The sequence below is a fragment of the Verrucomicrobiia bacterium genome (assembly GCA_036268055.1).
Lineage (GTDB): Bacteria > Verrucomicrobiota > Verrucomicrobiia > Limisphaerales > Pedosphaeraceae > DATAUW01.
The window spans coordinates 1-16,886 of the sequence record DATAUW010000008.1 but is presented as its reverse complement, the minus strand read 5'-3'; the positions used below and the strand labels follow the sequence as shown (position 1 = coordinate 16,886).

The following is a 16,886-nucleotide window of genomic DNA, read 5'->3' as shown; positions in this document are numbered from 1 at the left end:
TCGTTGAAGCAAATTTTGCGCGACCTTGCGGGAAGTCCGCGACGTTGCGCAAATGATTCACTGAACGAAAAAGTTTTTGAAGATGTAGAACCTGCCAATGAATTGCCGTCGCTGCTGGCGGAACTGGAAACGGAAGTGACGGAGATGCCTGACCTGGTGGAATTGATTCACCGCGCGATTGCCGAGGAACCACCGCTGGCATTGAAGGAAGGCGGGTTGATTCGCGACGGTTTTGACGCGGCGCTGGATGAGTTGCGCGGCGCCTCGCGCAGTGGCAAGGATTGGATCGCAAAATTGCAGCAGGACGAAATTGAACGAACGGGAATCACCTCGCTGAAAGTGCGGTTCAATTCCGTGTTCGGCTATTACATCGAAGTCACGCGGGCGAATCTCGACAAGGTGCCGGCGCATTATACGCGCAAGCAGACCATCGCGAACGGCGAGCGGTTCATCACGCCGGAGTTGAAGGAGATGGAGGGAAAAATTCTCGGCGCGGAAGAACGCAGCGTGAAACTGGAATACGAACTCTTCCAACACGTGCGCGAGGAAGTGCTCGGGCAATTGCCGATGTTGCAGCGCACGGCGGTGGCGCTCGCGCAATCGGACGTGCTGGGGTCGTTCGCGGAAATCGCGCGGCTGTTTGGTTATTGCCGGCCAACGGTCGGTGATGAAGGAGTGCTGACGATTCGCGACGGTCGGCATCCCGTGCTGGAACAGAATTTAAGCGAGGAGCGGTTCGTGCCGAATGATACGGAATTGACCGGGGTAAAAAAAGAAAATGGAGACAGGCAGGATGCCGCTCCTACGTTGCCGCAAATCGCGCTCATCACGGGACCGAACATGGCGGGCAAAAGCACTTACATCCGGCAGGTGGCGTTGCTGGCGTTGCTCGCGCACACCGGCGCTTTTGTGCCCGCCGCCGAGGCGCAGATTGATCTTGTGGACCGCATTTTCACACGCATCGGCGCGAGCGACGACCTTGCGCGCGGGCAATCCACCTTCATGGTCGAGATGAGCGAGACGGCCAACATCCTCAATAACGCCACCCCGCGCAGCCTGATCATCCTCGACGAAATTGGCCGCGGCACGAGCACGTTCGACGGCCTCAGTTTGGCGTGGTCCATCGTCGAGCATCTCCACAATCAGGTGGGCGCGAAAACTTTGTTTGCCACGCATTATCATGAGTTGACCGAATTATCCGGGCGATTGCCGAGGCTCAAGAATTTCAACGTCGCCGTGCGCGAGTGGAACGACCAGATCGTTTTCTTGCGCAAGATTGTTGAGGGCGGCACGGACAAAAGTTATGGCATCCAGGTCGCGCGATTGGCGGGCGTGCCCAAGGCCGTGCTCGAACGCGCCAAGCAAATTCTCCACAATCTCGAAGCGTCCGAACTCACGCCCGAAGGAACGGTGCGCGGCCAATCCCGCCACCGCGCCGAACGCGAAAAACTCCAAAACCTCGCCCCGCCGCCGCAAATGGATTTGTTTGGGTAGCGTTGGGTTGGCTAATTTGACGCAGAGGCGCAGAGACGCGGAGACGCAGAGAAAAACAAAAAATGGAAGCCACGGATGAAACATGGATTCAAAAATCTTTTCTTTATCCAGTCCATATATCCATCAGTAGCTGATTCTTTTCCCTCTCTGCGCCTCTGCGTCTCTGCGCCTCTGCGTCAAAACGAATCTTCCTCATTTAAGATTGCCACGCCGGGGGATTTCTCGGCAAAGTGCCAGCATGTTCAGGAGTCTTCAATCGCAGGTTTATAAATGCCTCGGACTTGTGGCCGCGGGTTCCATCACTTTTTCACCATTTGCGTATGCCGCGCCCAGCGCCTTTGACGCCGAGCATGCTTCGCCGTTGCGCGCCGAGATTGATGCCGCCATCGCCCACGTGCGGCCCGCGCTCGTGCGCATCCGCGTGGTTTCCGACGAATTCCACGATGGCCGCGAGGTCAAGATGCAGGAGGTCGGCAGCGGCGCCATTATTTCCAAGGACGGTTACATCATCACCAACCATCACGTCGCCGGTCATGCGGTGCGGATGTTTTGCACGCTTTGGAATCGCGAGGAAATCGAGGCTGAATTGATTGGCACCGATCCGCTCACGGACATTTCCATCATCAAGCTCAAGCCCGAAACTCCGCGCGAATTTAAATCCGTCACCTTCGGCGATTCCAGCGCCATGCACGTCGGTGACAATGTCCTCGCGATGGGCAGTCCGATGGCGCTTTCGCAATCAGTCACGCTCGGCATCCTCAGCAATACCGAGATGGTCATGCCGCGATTTTTTGGTCCGGGTTCCCAGTTTCGTTTGGATGGCGAAGACGTGGGCTCGCTGGTGCGCTGGTTCGCGCATGACGCCGCCATCTACGGCGGTAATTCCGGCGGCCCGCTCGTCAATCTCCGCGGCGACATCATCGGCATCAATGAAATCAGCTTCGGCCTTTCGGGCGCGATTCCGGGCAACCTCGCCAAAAGCATCGCGCTCGAACTGATTGATAAACATAAAATCGCACGCAGTTGGCTCGGCATTGACGCGCAACCAACTTTCAAGACGACGAAGAATGAACACGGCATTCTCATCGGCGGCGTGGCGGAAGGTTCGCCCGCCGAATGGGCGGGTTTGCACGCGGGGGATATTTTGCTGAGCATCAATAAAACTCCCACCGACGCCCGTTTTGAAGAACAGATGCCTGATTTCATGTGGCTCGTTTCCACGCTGCCAATCGGCAAGGAAGTGACGGCGGTCGTTCATCGCGGCAATGCCGATGTCACGCTGAAAATGGTTCCGGTCGAGCGCGGCCAGATTTATTTGAAGCAAACCGAAGTCAAACAATGGGGGCTCGACGCGCGTGACTATTCTTTCCTGCTGGCCAAGGAAATGAAGCGCACAAACCTCGATGGCGTTCTCGTCACGTCGGTGCGTCCGGGTGGTCCCGCTGGCGAATCCAAACCTTCCATCGAGCCGGGCGATACCATCGTCGAGATGAATCAAGTGCCGGTGCGCAGCGTCGCCGATCTCGTTGCCCAATCGCACAAACTCACCCAGGGCAAGACCGATCCGGTTCCGGTCGTGACGGTGTTTGAGCGCAAGGCCGAGCGTTACATGACGGTCGTGCGGGTTGGCATCGAAGATTTCAAAGACCCCGGGCTCGAAGTCAGCAAGGCTTGGCTGCCCATCGAGACGCACGTGATCAGCCGCGAGATCGCCAAGCTTCTCGGCGAGCCCACCTTGAAAGGATTTTATCTGACGCGAGTCTATCCCGACAGCACCGCGGAAAGAGCGGGTATGCTCGCTGGCGATTTTATCACCGCCGTGGATGGCGAAAAACTTTCGGCATCTGGGCCGGAGGACGAGGACGAACTTTCCACGCTCATCCGCCAATATGACATCGGCAAAAAAGTGGAGCTGTCCGTCATCCGCAATAACAAGCCGATCAAGGTGACCGTCGAACTCGTCCGCAGTCCGCGGCTCGAACGCGAGATGAAAAAATATCGCAATGACGATTTTGAATTCACCGCGCGCGACGTTTGTTTTTTTGACGCCGCCGATGAGGAATGGGACACCAGCCAGAAGGGCGCGATTGTGGAGGACGTCAAACCCGGCAGTTGGGCCGAACTTGCCTCGCTTTATAATGGCGACCTGATTTTGGAAGTGGATGGCGAAGCCGTGAACAATGTGGACATGCTGCGGTCAAAGATGGAGCGGATTGCCGCCGCCAAAAAGAGCACGGTGGTGATGAAAGTCCTGCGCGGCATTCACACGTCGTATCTCGAGTTGGAACCGAATTGGAAAAATTAAAAATTGAAAGACACTCATGCGTTATTCATCGAATACAAAAATCCTTGCCTGCGTCCTCGCCACTGTCGTCGCGTTTTCTGTGCGCGCCGATGAACTCGTCGAAAAGGGCCGCGAGATTTTCAATAAAAACCAGCGCGCAATCGTGACGGTGGAAGTCGTGCAAAAAGTTTCCGCCACCAGCGGCCGCTCCAACGCGCCACGCGAAGCCAAAACCGATTTGAGCGGCACGGTCGTGGATCCTTCGGGCCTGACGGTGATCGCGCTGTCGGCGGCCGACCCGTCCGAGTTATATCGCCGCCTTTCGGAGGAATACAAAACCGAGATCGAGATCAGCGAGATCAAATTGCTGCTGGATGACGGCACGGAATTGCCTGCGGAAATCGTGCTGCGCGATAAAGACCTCGACCTTGCGTTCATCCGCCCGAAAAACAAGCTCACCACGCCGATGACGGCGATTGATTTGCATAAATCCAGCATCGCGCAGGTTCTCGATCCGCTCATCTCCCTCAACCGCCTCAAGCGCGGCGCGGGGCGCGCGTTTTCGGCTTCGGTGGAACGCGTCAGCGCCGTGGTGCAAAAGCCGCGCACGTTTTATGTGCCGGAAACCGGCGTCAGCGAGACCTCACTCGGCTGCCCGGCGTTTTCGCTGGATGGTTCGCTGGTGGGCATCTTTGTCATGCGCGCGGTCAATGCGCAAGGCGCGGCGAATTGGCGCGATTGCCTCACGGGAATTATTTTGCCGGCTGACGATATTTTGAAGGGCGCAGTGCAAGCGCCGCAAGCCAAGGGCGACAGCGAAACTCCTGACAGCACGAAAACTCCCGCCGAACCGGCCAAAACCGACGCTCCCAAGGAACCGGCGAAGTAAACGTGAAGATAACCGTCACCTATTATCTCGAAGTCATTTCGTCCTGGTGTTACTGGGCCGAACCGGCGTGGGTGGACTTGAAGGAACGATATGAAGATGCGCCGGTCGTCTTCGATTGGAAAATCAGTTTGATGGATCCAACCGGTTTGCCGACTTCGCGCGAGCAAGCCGAATGGTTTTACCGCCGCAGCGGCATGATAGTGCGCTCGCCGTTCATGCTCAGTTCCGGCTGGTTTGAGGAAGGTGTCACCGAGTATCTCGCGCCGAATCTCGTGGCCGAAGCCGCCAAGGATTTTGGCGTCACGGATGATCGCGTCCGCCTGGCCATCGCCGATGCCGCCTTGCGTGAAGGCAAGCATGTGGGTGATTGGAAAATCTCCGCCGGCATCGCCGCCAAAGCTGCAAAGCTTGACGCTAAAAGGTTGCTCGCGCGCGCGCAATCTCCGGCGATTGAAAAACGCGCCCGCGCCACGACCGCCGAATTTCACGCGCTTCAGGTCACCCAACGCCCGACGTTCGTCATCGAAAGCAATATCGGCGACCGCGCAGTATTTTCCGGTTTGGCGAAAGTCGCGCCACTCATCACGACTATTGATGCGATGCTTGATGACGCCGCGGATTATGCCTCGCACGCCGCGCACTTTGGCGGTCCGCCAAAGAGTTAATTGATTCCACCAGCGGGTGGATTTTTAAAATCACGCAAATTAATTTCAAAAACGAGTTGACTTGTATTTAACTATATGGTTAAATACAGAAACATTAAACGAACATGACTCAGGATAAACTCAGCTTGACCTTCGCCGCCCTTGCCGATCCCACGCGGCGCGCCATTCTTGCCCGCCTGGCCGGTGGTGAGACGTCGGTCACCGAATTGGCCGCGCCGTTTCGCATGAGTTTGCCCGCTGTCTCGAAGCACCTGAAAGTCCTTGCCCGCGCCGGGCTCATCACCCGCAGCCGCCATGCGCAGGTGCGCCCCTGCCGCCTCAAGGCGAACCCCATGAAGGACGCCGTGGATTGGCTGGAACATTATCGCCGGTTTTGGGAAGAAAGTTTTGACCGCCTGGAAGATTACCTCCGCGAATTGCAAAAAAAGGAAAAAGAAAATGAGCGAAACAAAAAGTAAGCTGATCGAAAAAACCTCGGACCGCGAAATCGTTCTTAGCCGGTGCTTCGACGCCCCGCGCGAACTTGTCTGGGACGCGCTGACGGACCCAAAAAAAGTCGTGAATTGGTGGGGCCCGCGCGGCTTCACCACCACCATCGAGGAAATGGATTTTCGCCCCGGCGGCGTGTGGAAACATGTCATGCGCGGCCCGGATGGCACGGAGTATCCGAACAAAAGCATCTTCAAGGAAATCGTCAAACCCGAGCGCATCGTTTATTCGCACGCGGGCGGATGCAAAGACGGTGAAGGCGTGAGTTTTGAATTTACCTGGACTTTTACCGACCTGGGAAATAATCAAACCGAACTTACCTTGCGCCAGTTATTCGCAACGGCGGAAGACCGCGACCGCATCGTTCGCGATTACGGCGCAATCGAAGGCGGCAAACAATGTCTCGCCCGCCTGTCCGAACAACTGGCCGCCACGCCCATTGTTATTGAGCGCACTTTTGATGCGCCGGTCGCGACCGTTTGGAAAGCCATCACCGATTTGGATGAAATGCGGCAATGGTACTTTCCGAGTATTCCAGCTTTCAAAGCCGAGGTTGGTTTCGAGACTCAAGTCAACGTCAGCCACAACGGCGAGATTTATCCGCACCTCTGGAAAGTCACCGAAGTCAAACCCGGCAAAAAAATTTCCTATAGCTGGCGGTATGGTGGAGCTGAAGGCGATTCGCTGGTGTCGTTTGAATTGTTTGACGAAGGCGGCAAAACGCGCTTGAAGCTGACGCACTCGGGCCTTGAGACTTTCAAGCCGGAAGCGAATCCGAAATACGCGCGGAAAAATTTCTTCGGCGGGTGGAGTTACCTCGTCGGGATATGCCTCGACGATTTCCTTCAACGCAACACGCCGATGCCCGACCGCGATTTCATCATCTCGCGCGAGTTCGATGCGCCGCGCGAATTGGTTTGGAAAGCGTGGACGGATCCCAAGCACATGGCGCAATGGTGGGGGCCGCATCAATTCACCAATCCGGTTTGCCAGATGGACGTGCGGCCCGGCGGGGAATATCGCATCGTCATGCGCGCGCCCGATGGCACCGAATATCCCGGCAAAGGCATTTTTCACGAAGTTGTGAAACCGGAGCGGCTCGTGATGACGATGGACCATTCTGAACTGCCGCCCGCGTGGCATGACCTGGTGAATCCAGAGCGCGACAAAACCAAACCGCCCCAACTCGACAGCGTTATGACCATCACGTTCGAGAGCATCGGCGGCAAAACGAAATTGACGGTGCGCTCGCGCTTTGAATCCATGGCGATCCGCGATGCGATGAAGAAGATGGGCATGACCGAGGGCTGGTCGCAGAGCCTCGAACGCCTCACTGATTTGTTAAAAAAAATGTGAGCGCCGCCGCTTGCGAAACGAAAATCCTCGAACATGCTATGACTATGAACGAGAGCGCATCCACCGCGACGCCGGAGACGGAATTCACCATCTCGCGCACGTTTGACGCGCCGATCCCATCAACGCGAGCGAGGCCGAAATGAAAACTTTTCGCGATATGTTTCCCTCAATGCGCCAGGGCTTCGGCGGGACGTTCGATCAACTCACGGAGTATCTCCAGACTTTGCGGGAACTTTAACCGCCCGCGACGATCTTCACGATTTCGAGACGGTCGCCCGCGGCGATGGGGCGGTGCGCGAATTCCGAAGGCGCGACCGCTTCGCCATTGTGCTCCACCACGACGCTGCGCGGCAGAAGATTTTGGCGCACGAGAAATTCTTCGAGCGTGCAGGGCAGCGGCGTTTCGATTTCGCGGCCGTTGGCGATGACCGAAGCCGGGTTCATCACGCGAGCGCGGCGTCCCAATCTTTCCACACCGGTTCGTAGCCAAGGCGGCGAATCAGGTCGGCGACTTCTTCCGGCGAACGCTCGTCGGCGATGTCGAACTGCCCGGTGGCATTGGTGGCGCGGCTGGAATCGGCCGCCCATTCGCTTGAACCCGCCGCGAGTTCCACGATGCGCCCGCGTTCGGTGTGATGAATTTTTTCGCGGCCCGCGCCAGTGTAACCGCCCGGTTCGGTGTGGCTGCCCGCGCTGATCAGCGTCACGCCCAGAGGAATCAGGCCATCGCGCAGCCTGGCGGATTCGCGGGTCGAAAGCACGAGGCCCACGTCCGGCAAAAACAGACGAAACGCGCAAATCAGTTGCGCCAGTTCGCGGTCGCTGAAATTCGTAAGCGGTTGAAATTCTCCCGCGCAGGGACGCAATCGCGGCAGGGAAATCGTAAGCTGCGCTTTCCAGCAGTTGCGCAATAAATAATCCGCGTGCGCGGCGACGGCAATCGCCTCGCGTCGCCAATCGCTCAAGCCGTACAACGCGCCGATGCCGAGCCGCCGAAAGCCCGCAGCGTACGCGCGCTCGGGCGTGTCCAACCGCCAATCGAAATCGCGCTTCGGCCCCGCCGTGTGCATCTCCGCATAGATTTCGCGATCGTACGTTTCCTGATACACGACGAGTCCATCCGCGCCCGCCTCGACGATGGGACGATACTCCTCGGTTTCCATCGGCCCGACTTCGAGCGAGATGCTGGGAATCTCGGTGCGCAACGCGCGAACACATTCCGCCATGTAACCGTTCGAGACGAATTTAGGATGTTCGCCCGCGACGAGCAGGACATTGCGAAAACCTTTTTCCGCGAGCGCCCGCGCTTCGCGCAGGACTTCGTCCACGGAAAGCGTGACGCGCAGGATGGGATTGTCGCGCGAGAAGCCACAGTATTTGCAATTATTGATGCACTCGTTGGAAAGATAAAGCGGCGCGAACAGGCGGATGACTTTGCCGAAGCGCTGCCGGGTGATTTGCTGCGAACGGCGGCAAAGCGGCTCAAGCAATTCCGCGCCGGCGGGCGAAATGAGTTGCGCAAAATCGGTGAGCGAAAGCTGCGAGCGCGCCATGCTCTCCTGAACCGCACCCGCCGGGGTGGCGGCGGAACGGCCTACGAGCGCGGCGATTTGCGCTTCATCAAACTCACTCGAAAAACTCATGGCTAGAATAGAACATAAAACGGGAAGGAATGCTATGCTCGTTTGCTGATGCCACGCGGGAGAGACTTAGGAAGTGTGGTCGTTTCCGCTGCGTTGTGCATTCGCGGAGCGCGCTGCGTCACCCAGGGGGATATTCGCGAACTTCGCCACGGCCTGCGCGCGCGAGCGGACGTGCAATTTTTCGTAGATGCGCCGGATGTAAGTATTCACTGTCGCCACGCCAATCTTGAGGGTATCGGCAATTTCCTTGTAGAGATAACCTTGCGCGAGCAGTTGCAAAACTTCGCTCTCGCGGTTTGAAAGTTCTTCCGTGGTCGAGTCGGATGACGGCGCCTGATGAAACGCCCGCACCACTTTGCGCGCGATGTTCGCGGTCATCGGGGAACCGCCCTCGTTGACTTCGCGCAAGGCGTTGATCAATTCGGCGCGCTGCGTGTGCTTGAGCAAATAACCCGTCGCGCCGGATTGCAACGCCTGAATGATGTGGTCGGAATCTTCGTAAACCGTGAGCATGACGAATTGCGAAGTAGGCAGTAGCGGCTTGAGCCGGCGCACGCATTCGGGGCCGTTCATGCCGGAAAGATTGATGTCCATCAACACGACTTGCGGTTGATGCTCGGGCATTTTCTCCAATGCATTTTCGCCCGACGGGTGATTGCTCACACATTGGAAACCCTCGGCACGGTTGATCCAGTCCACCAAAATCTCGCGGGCTTTGGGGTCATCCTCGACAATCGAAACTTTTATACGCACTTTTTTATTCATAACACAAACCGCCGCCGAAACCATGTAGTCACTTCTGATGACATGATTTTTTTGCTCCACTCCCCACGGACCGCGGGTCTATGACCCGCAGCAATGCAAAACAACCTTGCCGCACCCGTCTAATTCGAGAGCAAGCAACAAAACAAACCTCGTCAACCGTGCCCATTCTTCACCGGCGTCATCGTGCGCAAGGCCACAACCATCACCACCCGCGTGCCTTCGCCTTTTTTCGTGTGGATTTCCAGCCGCCCGCCCACTTGTTCAAGCCGTGTGCGGATACTCGTGATGCCGTAACCGGAAATTAACCGGTCGCCCTTCGGCGCGGCTTCGTCTCGCGGATCGAATCCAGACCCGTTGTCCGCGACGATGAGTTTGATGATATCCTTATCAAATTCCAGTGTCACGCGCACTTCGCTCGCGCCGGAATGTTTCACGGAATTGTTCAATGCCTCCTTGAACGCGAGAAATAAATTATGGCGAATCTCCGAACGCACGACGAGGCTGGGCACTTGCATGGGCGCATCCAGGCGGCAACGAATATGCGCCGTGCTCAAGAAGTCATGCGCGAATCGCGTGATATAATTGGTCAAACTTTCCAGCGTGTCGTGCCGCGGATTCACGGCCCACACGATTTCATCCATCGCCCGGGTCAGGTCGCGCGCGGTTGAATAGATTTGCCCCAGACTCGCGGCGGCGCGCGTGCGGTCATCCAAATCTTCTGTCGCCGATTCGCTTAACATGCCGATGCGCGTGAGGCTTGCGCCGAGGTCATCGTGAATGTCCTGCGCGATGCGAGCCCGTTCCTGTTCCAATTCGCGATCGCGCGCGATGCGGTCCAATTTCCGCCGATGCCGCCGCCGCGATTCCAAATAAACACCTCCGCCGAAAAACGCCAAACCCGCCATCGAACCCGCCGTCTTGAACCACCACGTCTGCCATACGTACGGAAGCACCACCACGCCGAGCGCGTCGCCGGTTTCGTTCCACAGGCCGTCGCCGTTGCACGCGATCACGCGAAACGTGTATTGCCCCGGCGGCAAAAACGGGTAGGTCACGCGCCGTTGCAGGCCGCCCCAGGTCCAGTCGTTGTCCAGACCGGTGAGGCGATATTTGAATTGCACCTGATCCGGCGAAGTGAAACTTAAACCCGTAAACACCACGTCGAGCTGGCGATGCCCCGGCGCGAGCCGCACGTTTTTTGATTGGCCAGCATCGCCAGCGCCCATTCGCGTGCGCGTGCCGATGTCCATGCTTTTGCCATCCACGAGCACCTGCTGAATCCACACCGCCGGCGGCACGGAATTATGCCGCACCGCTTTCGGATTCACCACGGCCAGCCCGCGCACGGTGGGAAACCACAGCCGCCCATCGCTGCTGCGAAAACCCGACGGCGTGAAACCGCTCGAGCCCGCGAGCGTCGCGAGACCTTCCGCCTTGCCGAATACCAGCACGGAAACATTCGCCCGCCGCCCTTCCTCGCAATCAATCAACTCGGACGCGTCCGCCCGAAATAAACCTTGCTGCGAACTGAACCAATAATGACCGAGCCCGTCATCTTCGATGTGGCCGATGCAATTATTCGGCAAGCCTTGTTCGATCCCGACGACGTGAAATTTCCCGTTTTCATAAAGACAAATCCCGCGATCCAGCGTGCCGATCCACAACTTGCCGTCCGCTTCCGGTCGCAGTGACAAAATAAATTCGCTCGGCAAACCATCCGCGTGATGAAACGTCCGCAGCTTGCCGTCCTTGAGGCAGCCGAGCCCCTGCCCTTGGGTGCCGAACCAAATCTCGCCGTCGCGTCCGCAAGCCAGAGCGCGCACGTCGCCCGCCGCGCTGTCACCGAGCGAATGGAACCGCTCGATTTTTTCGTCTTCACAATGGATCAGCCCCCACGCCGTGCCGATCCAAATGGAACCGGGCGAGGATTCGATCATTGCCGTCACAGGTTCGCCGCGTTCGAGAAAATCAAATTTGCGCACGAAATTCGTGCCTTCAAGCCGGAACAAACCGCCGCCCCAGGTTCCCGCCCAGATGCGCCGCTGGCTGTCTTCCATCACCGACCACACGAACAAATTCGAGAGGCCCGCGTTCAGGCCGAAATTTTCCCAGGAATTGCTCAGCATGTGATAAAGCCCCGCGCCTTCGGTCGCCGCCCATACTGACCCGTCGTGCGCCTGCGTGATCGCCTGCACCGGGCGGCCGGCCCAATCATCGGGCGGATTGCGCATCACTACGGAGCGCGGACGCAGCACGACGAGACCGCCGCTGGTGCCGACCCAGATATTATGCTCGCGATCTTCGGTGAGACAGCGCACCCAATCCTGCGGCAAGCCATTCGAGCGATTCAAATTCATCCAGCCCAAATTCGGATCATGGATGAACAGCCCGCGCTCCAGCGTGCCCACGAGCAACTGCCCCGAGGACGTCTCCATCACCGTCATCACGAACGCGTTTTCCCAGGGGAACAATCCAAGGTCTTCGACCCACGCATCGTGAAAAAACCGCCGCATCCGGCCTTGCCCAATCACCCACAAGCCGCCTTTTCGCGCCACGGCGATGCGCGAAAAATATGGACGGGTTTCGTCCGTGTGAAAATCCAGTTTTACAAAACCGCTGGGCGTGACCTCGGCGATGTAGCCATTGCGCACCACGAGCAGGCGATGATCATTATCTTGTAACAACTGCGGCACGACCGACGGCACCTCGGCCATTTCTGGCGGCGGTTTGATGAGCAGGCTGTCACGCAAACGCACCGCTTCGCCGCGCAAATCGAGCATCCAGATGTCGCCCGCGGCGTCGGCCTGGATGCCGGAAATTGTGCCGCCACTCCAATCCGCCTTGATGGGGACATTGAAGAATTTCCCGTTGGAAAATTTTGTGATGTGCGATGTGTCATGACCGATCCAGATGTCGCCGCGCTCATCCATGTAGAGACTGGTGATGCGGCTGTTGGTCAGGCCTTCGGCGTGGCTGGAATCGAAGACGCGAAAATTTTCGCCGTCGAATTGCGCGATGCCATTATACGTGGACGCCCAGATATAGCCATCGCGCGTCTGCAACAGGGCGGTCACGATATTTTGTGGCATGCCGTGTTCCGTCATCCACATTTGGATGGCGAATTCGTCGTTGGGATCGGTCGTGTTGGTTTGCGCGCAGCAACGAACCGGCGCGAAGATGAGCCAGGCAAACCCGGCAAGCAACCCGATCCACGTAAACAAGCTGGATGGCAAACCGAAGGGCCTGCGGGCATTTAACATCATGTGGACGCGCCCAGTTTATCTCATCGAAATGCTTCATGCAAGCGGCGCGCGCATGGCAGCGAGGACTTGTCCCAGCGCGATTCCTCCGTCATTGGGCGGCACGCGTTGATGGCAGTAAACACGAAAGCCTTCCCTGGTCAATCGCTTCACCGCCCGCTCGGTGAGATAACGATTTTGAAAACATCCGCCACTTAACGCGATTTTTTTTTCGCCGATGCGGTTTGCGATCTCAACCATTCCTTCGACCATGGTATTGTGAAACTTAGCGGAAATTTCTCCCGCCGTTAGGCCACGCTCGCGGTCACTCAATATGTTTTCGATCATCATCTGCCAATCCAAGACCAGTGGCTTCGCGTCAGAACCATCAATAATTTTTAAAGGGTAAATTTCATTCGTGTGCACGCCGTCCAAAGCGAATTCCAGTTCCATCGCCGCCTGTCCCTCGAATGATACCCGCTCGCGCAGACCGGCGAGCGATGCGACCGCGTCGAACAATCGTCCGGCGCTGGAGGTGCGGGGTGAATTGATTCCCGCACTCAACATTTTTTGAAAGGTTCGCAATTCGTCAGTGGAAAAATTGAGGCGCGACATTAATGAATCCATCGAGAAGATTTTTTCGCCAAAAATTTCCCACAACACGCCGAGCGCAATCCGCCGAGGTTCCTTGATGGCGCGGTCGCCGCCGGGCAGCGCGAACTGCCGGAGATGCGCGCGCCGGCGAATGTCCGTGGCGGTCACTTGCAAAAATTCGCCGCCCCAAATGGTTCCATCGCCGCCGTAACCGGTGCCGTCCCACGAAATGCCCAGCACCGGCGGTTCAAGCTCGTTTTCCGCCATGCACGAAAGAACGTGCGCCGCATGATGCTGCACATCCACGACTCGCAAATCGGCGTTCGCGGCGCGGAGGCCATTGACAAATTTCGTAGAGAGATAATCGGGGTGCGTGTCTCGCGCGATGATTGCCGGCTGCGCCTCAAAAAGTTTTTGCAAATCCGCCGTGATTTTTTTGAACGCGTCATACGCCGCCATATTTTCTAAATCGCCGATATGTTGGCTGATGAAAATTTGCGGGCCGACCGCGAGCGCGACGGTGTTTTTCAAATGCGCCCCGACCGCGAGCACTGAAGGGAATTTCGCTTCCGCGCCGCGCAGGGTCACAGGCAGCGGCGTATAGCCGCGCGAGCGGCGCAATACCATTTCGCGGCCCATCATCATTCGCACCACCGAATCGTCCACCGCGCGCACGATAGGCCGGTTATGCACGAGAAAAACATCAGCGATATTTCCAAGCCGGCCGATGGCTTCGTGTTCATCAATGCAAATTGGTTCGTCACTAATATTTCCGCTCGTCGCGACGACCGGAAAATTCAATTCCGCCAGTAACAAATGATGCAGCGGTGTGTACGGCAGCATCACGCCGAGGTTCGGGTTGTCCGGTGCGATTTCTTTGGCGAGTTTCGAATTCGCCGTCGTGCGCCGCAACAAAACAATCGGTGATTCCGGTGAACGCAACAGCCGTTCTTCGAGCGGTGAAATCTCGCATTCGCTTTTCACGGCGTCGAACGATGGATACATCACCGCGAACGGTTTTTCTTCGCGATGCTTCAGTTCTCGAAGACGCTTCACCGCGGCCGCGTCCTGCGCGGCGACCAGCAGTTGGAAACCGCCGAGTCCTTTCAACGCCACGATGCCGCCCTCGCGAATCGTCCGCGCCGCCGCGTGCAAGGCTTCGTCGCGCTGCGCCAGCAGGTTTCCCGTTTTGTCCCAAAGTTCAAGTTGCGGCCCGCACACGGGACACGCATTTGGTTGCGCGTGAAATCGCCGGTCATTTGGATTCTCGAATTCTGCGTGGCAATCGGCGCACAACACGAATTGTTTCATGGCGGTGTTTGCGCGGTCGTAAGGCAGCGCTTCGATGATGCTGAAGCGCGGCCCACAGTTCGTGCAATTTGTGAAGGGGTAGCGAAAACGGCGGTTGCGCGGGTCAAAAATTTCCACGACGCATTCCGCGCACATAGCAATGTCGGGCAGCACGAGCGCGGTTTTTTCACCGCCGGAATCGGACTCGCGAATCTCAAAAGTTTTATAGCCGGCGGTGTCGAGCCACGAGCTTTCCAGACTTTGAATGAAACTTCGCGGCGGTTTTTCGGATTCAATCCGCACGAGAAAATTTTCGACCGCGTGGCGCGCGCCCTCGACTTCCGCCATGACTCCCGCGCTCGAATTATTTACCCAGCCAACGAGCCCAAGTTCGTTCGCAAGCCGATAAATAAAAGGCCGAAAGCCGACGCCCTGCACCGCGCCGCGAACGCTGACTCTCAAACGCGTTGTCGTTGATGGCTGCACTTTAGGAAGTTTGTTGGCGTTCCAGCGGCGCGTCAACTTGCAAGCGGCAGTTTTAATGGTGCAATACACAACTTAGGTGATGGCCGATGCCGGGATCTTTTGCGTGGTGAAATATTTTTTGGCGATGCGGCAACCCGGAACTATACTGATGTATGGCCGACAAACTGTTGAACGTCCCGGGCGGTTCGCATGCATGAACTGGGGCTGACGCAGGAGATCGTGGAAGTCGTGACGCAACGCGCACAGGACCGGAAGGTGCGGCGGGTGATTTTGGAAATCGGAAAACTTTCGTGCGTGCTGCCGGATGCGGTGCGTTTTTGTTTTGAACTGGTCGCCGAAGGCACGGTCGCAGAGGGCGCGGAACTGGAAATCGTCCAGCCGCCGGGCCGTGGGAAGTGCCGCAAGTGCGGCGCGGAGTTTGACATGGACGCGGTGTTCGCGCGCTGCGTTTGCGGAAGTAGCGACGTGGATTGGCTGTCCGGCGAAGAATTAAAAATCAAAGCGATGGAGATTGAATGATATGTGCGCCACTTGTGGATGTTCAGAAGGAAACAAAGTCACTGTGACCAACTTACAAACCGGCGAGCATGTCCACGTGGATGCCGCCGGAAATGAATTCGTCCATTCGCACGACCATCACCACAAGGATGAGCACGAACATCATCATGAACACGGCGATGGCCATTCGCATTCTCATTCCCACTCGCATGGCCATGAACATTCTCACGAGCACGGGCATTCTCATGAACACGAGCATGGGAATGGGCATACTCACAGCCACGGCTCGGTCGTCAGTCTTGAGCACGAGGTTCTTTTAAAAAATGACCGCCTTGCGGAGCAAAATCGCGGGTGGCTGGAAGGACGGGCCATTCGCGCGGTGAATTTGATGAGTTCGCCCGGCGCGGGAAAAACCACGCTGCTCGAACGCACCATTCGCGAACGCGGTTCGGCGCTGAACCTGCGCGTGATTGAAGGCGACCAGGAAACGACGCGTGATGGCGAGCGCATTCGCGCCGCGGGCGCAAGTGTGGTGCAGATCAATACCGGCGCGGGTTGTCATCTCGACGCCGCGATGGTGGGCCGCGCCTTGAGGCAACTCGATCCACCGGCGCGTTCGCTGGTGATGATTGAGAACGTGGGCAATCTCGTTTGTCCCGCGATGTTCGACCTCGGCGAACAGGCGCGCGCGGTGGTGGCCTCGGTGACTGAAGGCGATGACAAACCGGCGAAGTATCCCCACATGTTTCGCGGGGCGGACGCGGTGGTGTTGAACAAAATGGATTTGCTGCCGCATGTGCAATTCGACGTGGCGGCGTTTGAAAAACGCGTGCACGAATTGAATCCGCGCGCAAAAATTTTTCGCGTGTCCGCAACGCGCGGCGACGGACTGGATGCGTGGTATGATTGGTTGCGAGACGCCGGGGAGCCGGGAAAAACATGAGTGACGCGGAATGGGAAAATGCCGTTGTCCTAAGGCACGCGGGGGTTTTCGAGTTTTTGGGATGTTGACGGATCACGCTACGTTAATTTTTTACACTTCTTTCGTCCCATGCGGGACTTGATTGGACACCAATTAAAACCCAGCCATAAATGGCTGGGCTAAGGTCGGGCGTCCCTGCGGGACTTGGGACGGCTGCGCGGCAGCGCACTCGTGTCCAGCTATAATTGAAAGGGTGGTCATAATCTTCATAT

The 16,886-nt window shown here is 57.4% G+C and carries 13 protein-coding genes and 1 pseudogene; 9 read left to right on the top strand and 5 right to left on the bottom strand.

All coding sequences use genetic code 11. The features are described from left to right. From mutS to VH413_03230, 7 genes and pseudogenes are all read left to right on the top strand, one after another. The coding region (gene mutS / locus VH413_03260; protein ID HEX3797696.1) for a DNA mismatch repair protein MutS at positions 1 to 1,494 on the top strand (1,494 nt) is incomplete at its 5' end. A 238-nt stretch (positions 1,495 to 1,732) separates the two neighbouring features. Beyond that, complete coding sequence (locus tag VH413_03255; protein ID HEX3797695.1) at positions 1,733 to 3,799, top strand: PDZ domain-containing protein; 2,067 nt, start codon at positions 1,733 to 1,735, stop codon at positions 3,797 to 3,799. A 16-nt stretch (positions 3,800 to 3,815) separates the two neighbouring features. Then, the gene (locus tag VH413_03250) at positions 3,816 to 4,667 is read left to right on the top strand and encodes a serine protease (protein ID HEX3797694.1); all 852 of its coding nucleotides are present in this window, start codon (positions 3,816 to 3,818) and stop codon (positions 4,665 to 4,667) included. Positions 4,668 to 4,669: 2 nt separating this feature from the next. Beyond that, on the top strand, positions 4,670 to 5,332 hold the full coding sequence (locus tag VH413_03245) for a DsbA family protein (protein HEX3797693.1): 663 nt from the start codon (positions 4,670 to 4,672) through the stop codon (positions 5,330 to 5,332). A 104-nt stretch (positions 5,333 to 5,436) separates the two neighbouring features. Then, positions 5,437 to 5,790 carry a metalloregulator ArsR/SmtB family transcription factor gene (locus tag VH413_03240; GenBank protein ID HEX3797692.1) on the top strand — a complete coding sequence of 118 codons (354 nt, stop codon included), beginning with the start codon at positions 5,437 to 5,439 and terminating at the stop codon, positions 5,788 to 5,790. Further along, positions 5,771 to 6,250, top strand: a pseudogene (locus VH413_03235) (SRPBCC family protein). Before VH413_03240 ends, VH413_03235 begins: the two are co-directional and overlap by 20 nt. Next, on the top strand, positions 6,233 to 7,177 hold the full coding sequence (locus VH413_03230) for an SRPBCC domain-containing protein (protein ID HEX3797691.1): 945 nt from the start codon (positions 6,233 to 6,235) through the stop codon (positions 7,175 to 7,177). Before VH413_03235 ends, VH413_03230 begins: the two are co-directional and overlap by 18 nt. A 234-nt stretch (positions 7,178 to 7,411) precedes the next feature. Here VH413_03230 and thiS read toward each other — a convergent pair whose 3' ends face one another. The 5 genes from thiS to hypF form a co-directional block, all read right to left on the bottom strand. Then, entirely contained in the window at positions 7,412 to 7,621 is a 210-nt protein-coding gene (gene thiS, locus VH413_03225) for a sulfur carrier protein ThiS (GenBank protein HEX3797690.1), read from the bottom strand. Further along, complete coding sequence (gene thiH, locus VH413_03220; protein HEX3797689.1) at positions 7,621 to 8,820, bottom strand: 2-iminoacetate synthase ThiH; 1,200 nt, start codon at positions 8,818 to 8,820, stop codon at positions 7,621 to 7,623. Before thiH ends, thiS begins: the two co-directional genes overlap by 1 nt. A 66-nt stretch (positions 8,821 to 8,886) precedes the next feature. Then, positions 8,887 to 9,585, bottom strand: a complete 699-nt coding sequence (locus VH413_03215; protein HEX3797688.1) for a response regulator transcription factor — start codon at positions 9,583 to 9,585, stop codon at positions 8,887 to 8,889. Between the two features lie 152 nt (positions 9,586 to 9,737). Next, positions 9,738 to 12,848: a two-component regulator propeller domain-containing protein gene (locus VH413_03210; GenBank protein ID HEX3797687.1), complete on the bottom strand. Its 3,111-nt coding sequence runs from the start codon at positions 12,846 to 12,848 to the stop codon at positions 9,738 to 9,740. 33 nt (positions 12,849 to 12,881) lie between these two features. Then, positions 12,882 to 15,194 carry a carbamoyltransferase HypF gene (gene hypF / locus VH413_03205; GenBank protein HEX3797686.1) on the bottom strand — a complete coding sequence of 771 codons (2,313 nt, stop codon included), beginning with the start codon at positions 15,192 to 15,194 and terminating at the stop codon, positions 12,882 to 12,884. A 189-nt stretch (positions 15,195 to 15,383) separates the two neighbouring features. Here hypF and hypA point away from each other — a divergent pair, with 189 nt between their 5' ends. Together hypA and hypB are read left to right on the top strand one after the other, a co-directional pair. Then, positions 15,384 to 15,713, top strand: coding sequence for a hydrogenase maturation nickel metallochaperone HypA (gene hypA / locus VH413_03200; protein ID HEX3797685.1), 330 nt, complete (start codon positions 15,384 to 15,386; stop codon positions 15,711 to 15,713). 43 nt (positions 15,714 to 15,756) lie between these two features. Continuing rightward, entirely contained in the window at positions 15,757 to 16,635 is an 879-nt protein-coding gene (hypB, locus tag VH413_03195) for a hydrogenase nickel incorporation protein HypB (GenBank protein ID HEX3797684.1), read from the top strand. Positions 16,636 to 16,886 lie beyond the last annotated feature (251 nt).